The following is a 9,662-nucleotide window of genomic DNA, read 5'->3' on the forward strand; positions in this document are numbered from 1 at the left end:
TGAACAATCGTCAATATCGGTCGGAGGGGTGGCTTTGTAAAGCCGTTTGTCTCCACCCGCGTAGCGGGTGGTTTAAAGCTGGCCGCTGCGCGGCCAGCAGACTAAAGTCTTGAAGAAAAAAGACCGGGTCCGCTTAATTGCGGACCCGGTCTTTCCGAGTCAAATAGATGGGAGATTCAACCCGTCCGACCGACTAGGCCTTGGCGGCCTCGGCGTCGGCAGGAGCTTCAGCGGCAGTGGCGCGACCGTACTCGGCCTTGCCCATCTCGGACCACTCGGGCTCCTCATCAGGCATGGAGCCGGCCTCCTTGCCGAAGAACTCCTTGAGGCAGTTGACGGCGACGATGAGGCCCAGGACCATCAGCAGGACGGCGAAAACGAGCTGCAGGCCCTTGGTGGCGGCGACGGAAACGGCGGCCGTGGTGGCGGTAGCCGGGATGGTGCCGAAGAAACCGTAGGCCTGGACGGCGGTCATGCAGCCCATGGCGCTCTGGACCAGCGAGGTGAAGGTGCAGCAGAGCAGGAAGGCGACGGGCACGTAGAGCATCCAGCCCTTGCGGCCGGTGCACTTGCAGAACACGGCGAGGGTGATCATGGTCATACCGCCGAGCAGCTGGTTGGAAGCACCAAAGAGCGGCCAGATGTTGGCATAGCCACCAAAGGCAAGGGCGAGACCGGGAAGCAGGGTGACGACCGTGGCGAACCAGGGGTTGCCGAGAACCTTCATGTAGCCGGCCTTGGACTCGATGGCCAGGGCGTCGTTGGTCTGGGCAAAGAACTCGGAGAACGAGGTGCGGGCGATGCGGGCGACGGCGTCGAGCGAGGTCAGGGCCAGAGCGGAAACGTTCATGGTCATGAAGACGGTAGCGAGCGTACCGTCAACACCGAAGGCCTGCATACCGCGGGAGATGCCAGCGGCGAAGATCTGGAACGGGGTGGAAGCGACACCGGCGTTGAGGGCGCCAGTACCGGCGGTGTTCATATCGGAGAACATGATGCCGGCGACGATGATGGCAAGGATGCCGACGAAGGACTCGACGATCATGGCGCCATAACCGACCTTGACGGCGTCCTGCTCCTTCTCGACCTGCTTAGAAGAGGTGCCGGAAGAAACGAGGCTGTGGAAACCGGAGAGAGCACCACAAGCGACGGAGACAAACAGGACCGGGAACATCATGCCGGAGGCAGTGGAGAAGCCGGTGAAGACCGGAGCGGTGATAGTGGCCTGGCCGTTAACGCCCAAGACGACGATGCCGAGGACAGCGCAGGCGATCATGACGATCATCATGATGGAAGTGAGGTAGTCACGCGGGGTCTTGAGCATCTGGATGGGCATAGCGCCAGCGAAGACCAGGTAGACCATGACGACGGCGAACCACTGGAACTTATCCAGGTAGACCGGGAACTGCATACCGACGGCGAACATGAGAACCATGAGGACCACGCCGGTGACGAACTCGGTAGCACCGGTGAGGTTGAACTTCTTCTGGGCCCAACCAAAGGCGATAGCGACGAAGGTGAACAGGATGGAGATGGTGCCAGCGCAGCCAGCGGCATAGGACTTGGTGAAGTCGATGGCACCGGTAGCGGCGCCAGAAGCGTCAACGGCCGGGGTGAACATGAACGTCTTGCAGACCATGTCGGTGAAGGCGGCGATGACGATGATGCAGAACAGCCAGCAGAACAGCAGGAACAGGCGACGGCCGGTCTTGCCGATGTACTTCTCGATGAGCTGGGCCAGGGACTTGCCGTTGTTCTTCATCGAAGCGTACAGAGCACCAAAGTCGTGGACGGCGCCAAAGAAGATGCCGCCGACGAGGACCCAGAGCACGACGGGCAGCCAGCCAAAGGCCATGGCGACGATCGTACCCGTGACAGGGCCAGCACCGCAGATCGAGCTGAACTGGTGCGAGAACGCGGTAAAGGCGGAGACGGGCGAGAAGCTCTTGCCGTCCTTCATGCGCTTGGCCGGCGTGAGGGCCTCTTTGTCAACGCCCCACTTGTTGGCCAGCCAGCGGCCGTAGCCCAGATAGCCACAGGCGAGCACCGCCGCGGCCACAACCATGAGCAAAACTCCGTTCATTACATTTCCTCCTCTAAAAAGAACTTCCTAGACATAAAAAATGAGGGCCGTCGGTTGCGCTCGACGGCCCTCATCTTCATCAGCCGCCCGTTATCGTACGGGCTAGCTGTATGTGCTAACCCGCATCAGATAATTACTACGCTGATAATGTTTAGCTGATGCGTGAACATGTCTAAGAAATCCTCTTCGATCATGATGTGAACGTTCCGTGCGTGTTCACATCCCCCAGTGGATGAAAAGCAGTATGAAACTTTAGTTACCTAAAGTCAACGTACAAATGTAATGAATTTTCAACTTTTTTGAAATTTACGGTATAGAACGCCACTGACCTCGGACTTTACCCGACAAAAGTTTTTGCATGAGAAATACCCCTGAGAGCCGCGGGAGCCGGACGCTGTCGACGCCAAACGAACCCCCACGCCGCATCGGGACAGAAAGGTCCCCGGCACTGCCCGGGCGCCAGCGGCCACATATGAACTTTATCGCGAGTTCCGCACGAACAGGAGGCCACTTAATGTGGCCTCCGTCGTGAGCAGGACTGTCCGAGCAGGAAAGTTCATATGTGGCCGCTGGCGCCCGGGCAGCGCCGGGGACCGCACGAGCACGACTACAGCGTCATGTTCGGATCGGCGTCGACGTCGAACGGCGAGATTTCTCCTCGGTCGAATTTACGGCGAGCGACCTCCGCGATCATGGCGGCGTTATCGGTGCATGCCGAGAGAGGCGGCACCGTTACGCGAATCCCCTGACGTCCAAGCTTCTTGATCATCATCTCGCGCAGATGCGGATTAGCCGAGACGCCGCCGCCGATGCAGTATTCCTTGCATCCGGTGGCATGCAGGGCGTTTTTGGCCTTCTTGTACTGAACGTCAAAGACGGCTGCCTCAAACGAAGCCGCCAGATCGGGCAGGTGAATCGTGCGCCCGGCCTTGGTCTCCTGCTCGATGTAGAGCGTCACCGCCGTCTTGAGGCCCGAAAGCGAGAAGCGATAGTCCCCCCTGCTGTTAAGCGCACGGGGGAAATCGATCGCCTTGGGGTTGCCCGTCTCGGCAAGCTTGGAGATGATAGGGCCTCCGGGATAGCCAAGACCCAGTGCCTTTGCCACCTTGTCGAAGGCTTCGCCCACGGCGTCGTCGAGCGTCTCGCCAAGCACTTCATAGTCGCCCCATGCCTTCACGTGCACGAGCATGGTATGACCGCCCGAGACGAGCGTGAAGATAAACGGCGGCCTGAGATCGGGCTGCGCCAGCAGGTTGGCGAACAGATGGCCCTCCAGATGGTTGACGCACACGAGCGGCTTGCCGGCGGCATAGGCAAAGCCCTTGGCGAAGGCGACGCCCACTACCAGAGCACCCACCAGGCCCGGACCCTGCGTCACGCCAACAGCGGCGAGTTCGCTCGGCGCGATGGCTCCACCCTCAAGACCAAGCGATGCTGCGGCATCCTCGAGCGCCGCATCCACGACACTCACAATCACCTCAACGTGTTTGCGCGAGGCGATCTCGGGCACCACGCCGCCAAAGCGGGCGTGAAAATCAATCTGTGTCGACACCTGGTTGGCCAGCATATTGCCATCCGCATCGATAATCGCCACGGCCGTCTCGTCGCAGGAGCTCTCGATAGCGAGCACTAGGCGGCGGCGCTCAATTTCGGCACGCTCCCCCTCGGAGCGCCCAGGCGCAGGCAGCGGCCATACGCGCTGCTCTGCCGCCGTCGGCTCGGGCGAAGCATTATCGACCGGAAGCACCAGGGGCAGCGGAGCCGTCATGACGATGGCGTCCTTGCCGGCACCATAGTAGCCGCGGCGACGGCCAGCCTCGGTAAAGCCCAGAGCGTTATAAAGCGCGGTCGCTCCCTCGTTACCGTCCTCGACCTCGAGCGAAGCCGTAGTGCAGCCGAGCATCTGGGCATCATAGCTCACATGCGACAGCAGCTTGCGGGCAATGCCCTCACGGCGATGTGCCGGGTCGACGGCGACATCCAGAATCTGCACATCACCGTCCACGACCATACCGCCGGCAAGGCCCAGCAGCTTGCCGTCGTCGTGTGCCACCCACCAACTACGCGGCGCAGCGACGTCCTCGCCCAGTTCGGACAGGAACATGCCCGGCGTCCATGCCTCGTGTCCGGCACCTTCAAAGCAGGCAGCCTCCAGCGCGCTTGCGCCCTCGGCATCCGCCGCGCCCATGGGACGGAACTGCAGATGACGACCGGCGAGCTCATCGGCAACACCCGTAATTTCGCTCTGCGCACTCTCGGCAAGACCAAGACGCTTGCGCTCGTTTTCCTCGGCATCCGAAAGGCGCGTGTAAATCGGCAGGACGCGGGCCGGATCGCCGTCACCCGCAGCGTGCGCGAGCAGCAAGCCCTCGCCCGAAGGCCACCACAGGTCGCGCTCCACGCAGCGGGCGGCCTCGTCCTCACCCAGCAGCTTGCCATAGCGCACTAGACCGTCACCGGTCAGCTGAACCTGGCCCCAGTCCGCTGCTTGGCGCCACTCATCGAGCGCCACGGCGGCCTTGACCACGTGTTCGCGCTCAAATTGACGCTCGGGACCCTCATCGACCAGCATATACAGCGCCGGATATACCTCACCGCGCATAGCATCGGCCAAGATACCAAGCTTGCCGCGCACGCCAGCCTTCCACGCCGTCCAAGCGCAAGCGTCGAGCGTCGACACGCCCAGCAGCGGAACATTGGCACCACGCGCGAGGCCCTTGGCAGTGGAGATGCCGATGCGCACACCCGTAAAGGACCCCGGGCCGCGGCCGACCACATAGCAACCAACATCGCTGCGATCCAGACCGGCTTGAGCCAGCACGCCATCAACGGTATTCACGAGCTCAACGTTGGCGTGACGGCGACACATGTGGTCGCCACTCACGAGCTTCGTCTCACCCGTCTGCCCATCAATCCAGCTTGCCGCGCAGGCAAGCATGTCAGTCGAGGTATCGAGCGCCACCACCAGCGCGTTGTCGTTATGCAAGCTCATCTTGTACAGCCTTATCAATCAAATGGGAAAGCTCCATTGCGCGGTCACCGTGCGCCTCAAGCGTTATCGTTCGCACGTCGCTGTCGCCCTCATCACGCCTGAGCGTCACCGAAAGATACTCATCCGTCAGCTCGTCCTGGAATTGTTCGCCCCATTCCAGCAGGCAAGCACCCTCATAGCCCAGCACATCGAAAATGCCCGTATCCTCGAGCTCGTAGGCATGCTCCAGGCGGTATAGATCAAAGTGAAACAGCGGAATACGACCTTGATCGTGAACGGCCATGAGGGCGAACGTAGGGCTCGTAACCATATGCCCATCGCCCAGCCCGCGCGAGACGCCCTTGGTAAAGTGAGTTTTGCCCACTCCCAGGCCACCGGTCAGGATGAGCACATCGCCGTCCTCAAGGCACGGTGCAATTAGCTCGCCAAAGTACTCCGTATCGGCAGCGCAAGTCGTTTTGTAAGTACCTACCCCCAGGCGCTCCAGGGACATATATGCTCCTTATTATTCCGAGGCGTCCTCTGGCGCGGAATGTCGCTCCAGATAGTCGCCCAGCATCTTAAAGTCTTCCTCCAGCAGCTCCTGCCACGCCGGATTGCGCAGCGCTGCTGCCGGATGGAACGTGGGCATTACCACAAAATGCCCCATCTGGTGGAACCTGCCGCGCAGCTTAGTAATGCCAATCTCGGTCTTTAGCACAAAGTGCGTCGCGGGGTTGCCGAGCGTCACAATAATATCGGGCCAGATGCTTCGAATCTGCTCACGCAAAAATGGCGAGCAAGCCAGCACTTCCTCGGGGCGCGGATTGCGGTTTCCCGGCGGGCGGCACTTAAGCACGTTGGCAATGTAGACGTCTTCGCGTTTGAGCCCCGCCAGCGACAAAATGCCGTTGAGGTCCTCGCCTGCCGCCCCCACAAAGGGCTCGCCCTGCAAATCCTCATTGCGGCCCGGCGCCTCGCCAATAAACATCACGCGAGCGCGGGGGTTTCCAACGCCAAACACGATATTGTGACGCGACTGGTAGAGCTGGCAGAGGTGACAATCGCCCAGAACGGCCTCAATTTCCTCGAGTGCGACCTCACGTGGTGTCTGATGGGTATGGCCGGGGATGTGCATGACGCCCATAGCGGCTCCTACACGTAGACCTTGTCGAGACGCATGCCAAAGCCGCACGCGACCTCGTAGTTAATCGTTCCGCGCAGTCGGGCCATCTCGTCCATGGTAATCTCGGCATCTCCATCGCGGCCGACAATGATCATCTCGTCACCATACTCGGCCTCGGGAATCTCGTGTGCCGGGTTGGACTGAATGGCGACCATAAACTGGTCCATGCAGATATTGCCAACCTGATGCACGCGCTCGCCGCGATACAGCACGTCCATACGATTGGAAAGCGTACGCGAAAGGCCATCGGCATAACCGATCGGAAGGGTGCAGATCTGAACGCGCGTGCGCGGGACGCGGTAGGTAAAGCCGTAGCCCACGCCCTCGCCCATCGCGGGATGCGCCACGCGCGTCACGCGCGCGTGGACGCTCATGACGGGATCGAGCTGCATCACGCGGCCACTCAGCTCGCACGGCTGCATGCCATACAAGCCGACGCCGGCGCGAATCATATCAAAATGCATCGAGGGGTCGAGCATCGAGGACGGCGTGTTGGCGCAGTGCACGATACCGCACTCAAAGCCCGCATCCTTAATGGCCTGAACGGCCTCGGTAAAGCGCTGACACTGCAGTTTGTAGTCCCAGCCCGAAGGTTCATCGGCCGTGGCGAAGTGCGTAAATACGCCGTCGCACTGAATACCGCGATGGAAACTGATACCGCGTACAAAGTCGAGCACCTGTGTGTAGTGAACGCCGATACGATTCATGCCCGTCTCGATGGCAAGATGGTACTTGCCCACCTTGCCCGCCGCGACGGCGTATTCGCCATACGCAAGAGCAAAGTCGGACGTATAGACCGAGGGCATGATATCGAACTCGAGCAACGTCGGAATGGCCTCGATAGGAGGCTCGCTTAGGATGAGGATGGGTTTCGCAATCCCGCCCTGTCGGAGCTCAACGCCCTCGTTAACCGTCGCCACGGCAAACATGTCGGCACCGGCCGAATACATGATCTTGGCGCACTCAACAGCTCCATGACCATAAGCATCGGCCTTGACCACGCAGCACAGGCGCTGACGCGGATTCAACAAGTTCTTATAGGCCCTCGTGTTGCGACGGAGCGCCCCGCGGTCGATCTCGACCCAGGACCAGCGCGTCAAATCGGCTTTATTCATGATTAGTCATCCGACCCTTCGTCCATGATTCCCAGATCTTCGAGCGCGTCCTTTGCCGCCAGCTCCATGGCAGGACCGATCAAGTCGATAAGATCGGTTGCGATAACGCTCTTCTCACCATACTCCGTCGCCGCGGCAAAACCGGCGTAGCTGTGAAGTGCGACGGCGTACGAATACAGCAACTCCCAACGATCCATCTCGTCGCGCATGGTGGCAAGCGTGCCGGCCAAAATACCCGCCAGAACATCACCCGAACCGGCAGTTGCCAGAGAAGCCGGACCCGAAAGTGGCAGCAGCACGCGCTCAACACCACAGATAGCCGTCGTCGGCCCCTTGGCAATGACCACCAGATTGTCGGAGCCTGCAGCCCAAACAACCTTCTGCGCGGCCGCAATCGCGGTACCAAGGTCGTTCACCTCGTCACCGGCAACCAGACGCGAAAGCTCACGATAGTGCGGTGTCATAACCAACGGCTGCTCACGGCGATACATCTCGGGGTTACTATCAATACCGTCAATGGCAATCTTAGCAAGGCAGTTGAGTGCATCGGCGTCCAAAATTAGCGGTACATCAAGCTCGAGCAAGCCCGAAACCACCTGCATAGCGCCGGCAGATGTCGTCATACCGGGACCGCACAGCACGCAGCAGTACTTCTTTGCGATCTCGCACACCGTCATGCGCGCAGCGGCGCCAAAGGAGCCGCGGGAATCAGACGGAATAGCAAAGACGGGAATCGAAGGAAGTGCCATGCGAATAAGATTGGCACAGGCGTCAGGAGCCGCGACTGCCACGTAACCAGCACCCGCGCGAGCTGCAGACTTGGCCGCCATAATGGCAGCACCAGGATATTGCGCAGATCCGGCGACAATAAGCACAGAGCCACGGGAATACTTATCGATATTCGATGGTAGCGGAGCAAAGTAATCAACTAAGTCACCGGGCTCGACAATCTCGGCGGCGTGGTCGACATCATCGATGACCTCGTCAAGACGGTCGTAAAGATTGCCGCAGATCAAATCGCCAGCATACTCAGGGCCATCAGCGCTATACAGACCAATCTTGGGCGCAATCATCGTCACCGTGCGCTCGGCACGAATGCAGTCGTCATCAACAACGCCCGTCTCGGCATTCAGGCCCGAGGGGACATCAATGGATACGACACAATCGGCGCATTCATTGACCGTAGGAATCCAAATGGAGAACGGCGCACGCAGATTCCCGTGGAAACCGGTACCAAAAATGGCATCGACAACAACATCGGCCTTATCGATCAAAACCTCGAGTTCGTCACGCGAGGGACCGACGCAAACGTGCACATCGCGGCAGGCAGTTCGACGAGCAACATGACGTGCCAGAGCAGCAGGAATCTCATCCGGCTCAACCGGAGAAACGATATCCACGTCCACACCCTTGTGGCTCAGGATATCGGCGGCAACCCAACCGTCGCCGCCATTATTACCAAAACCGACCAGAACGAGAACCCGATCGGGATTGAGCTTCAAGACCTCGTTGGCGGCAAACTCACCCGCTAGCTCCATAAGCTCGGCCTTCGAAGTCCCTTCGCGTTCGATGATGTCCTCGAGACGAACGACTTCTTCGGTACTCAAAACCGGTTTCATCTATGCTCCTAGCGTATCTTGCGAAGCATCGCCCAGGTGCTCCGTCAATGCTGAATTCTGCAGCTGCTCGAGCTCATCTAATACAGAGCGAGCCTCTTTAAATGTCTGCGCAACGCGTTTCTTGTTGCTCACCTTTTCTTCCTTAGGCTTAGGTCGAGCATCCTCGGTGATTGCAATGGCATTAGCGACAGCCAAGTCACCCGTAAGGGTAATAGAAAGGGCGACCTCGACAACACCCAAATCCTGGGCGATTTCGAGAGCACGACCAGAAAGCAGAGCCTTCGGTTTGCCGAGTTTATCACGCGTTACCGAAACATCCTTGCGACCCACGCCTTGACTAAAACCCGTGCCAAGAGCTTTAAGTACCGCTTCGCGCGAAGCAAAGCGGCTGGCATAGTGAGCAGCGGGACGCGATGATGCATCGCAATACGCACGCTCTTCTTCGGTAAACACACGCCGAGCAAACGACGGCGTCTTTTCAAGAATTGATTTCATGCGGGAAATCTCGACGATATCAACGCCGATACCAGCTTCAGCCATGTTCACCTCCATATCGCACAGACTAAGTTATTGTAGCCCGTTCACAGAAGATGCGACAAACGAGGGTTATAAAACATAGCTACTATGTGAGACAAAAGCCCGTAAACGCAAAAAAGGGGGAGGCCGCGAGGCCTCCCCCTTCTTCATC

Annotated in this window: 7 protein-coding genes; all 7 read right to left on the minus strand. The window is 59.4% G+C overall.

The annotated features are described in order from the left end of the window. Positions 1-193: 193 nt before the first annotated feature. Positions 194-2,083, minus strand: coding sequence for a carbon starvation protein A (locus DXD94_RS08935; RefSeq protein ID WP_117763841.1), 1,890 nt, complete (start codon positions 2,081-2,083; stop codon positions 194-196). 607 nt (positions 2,084-2,690) lie between these two features. After that, positions 2,691-5,075 (minus strand): tRNA (adenosine(37)-N6)-threonylcarbamoyltransferase complex transferase subunit TsaD, encoded by a 2,385-nt coding sequence (tsaD, locus tag DXD94_RS08940; RefSeq protein WP_117763842.1) that lies wholly within the window; start codon positions 5,073-5,075, stop codon positions 2,691-2,693. Further along, the gene (gene tsaE, locus DXD94_RS08945) at positions 5,062-5,568 is read right to left on the minus strand and encodes a tRNA (adenosine(37)-N6)-threonylcarbamoyltransferase complex ATPase subunit type 1 TsaE (RefSeq protein ID WP_089573670.1); all 507 of its coding nucleotides are present in this window, start codon (positions 5,566-5,568) and stop codon (positions 5,062-5,064) included. The genes tsaD and tsaE overlap by 14 nt, the downstream gene beginning before the upstream one ends. A 12-nt stretch (positions 5,569-5,580) precedes the next feature. After that, positions 5,581-6,201, minus strand: coding sequence for a uracil-DNA glycosylase (locus DXD94_RS08950; RefSeq protein WP_117763843.1), 621 nt, complete (start codon positions 6,199-6,201; stop codon positions 5,581-5,583). Between the two features lie 8 nt (positions 6,202-6,209). Further along, positions 6,210-7,355 (minus strand): alanine racemase, encoded by a 1,146-nt coding sequence (alr, locus tag DXD94_RS08955; protein ID WP_117763844.1) that lies wholly within the window; start codon positions 7,353-7,355, stop codon positions 6,210-6,212. 2 nt (positions 7,356-7,357) lie between these two features. Then, on the minus strand, positions 7,358-8,974 hold the full coding sequence (locus DXD94_RS08960) for an NAD(P)H-hydrate dehydratase (RefSeq protein ID WP_117763845.1): 1,617 nt from the start codon (positions 8,972-8,974) through the stop codon (positions 7,358-7,360). Continuing rightward, complete coding sequence (gene acpS / locus DXD94_RS08965; RefSeq protein WP_055252164.1) at positions 8,975-9,514, minus strand: holo-ACP synthase; 540 nt, start codon at positions 9,512-9,514, stop codon at positions 8,975-8,977. Positions 9,515-9,662: the final 148 nt, after the last annotated feature.

Origin of the sequence: Collinsella sp. TM10-22, from assembly GCF_003466125.1 — a bacterium.
Lineage (GTDB): Bacteria > Actinomycetota > Coriobacteriia > Coriobacteriales > Coriobacteriaceae > Collinsella.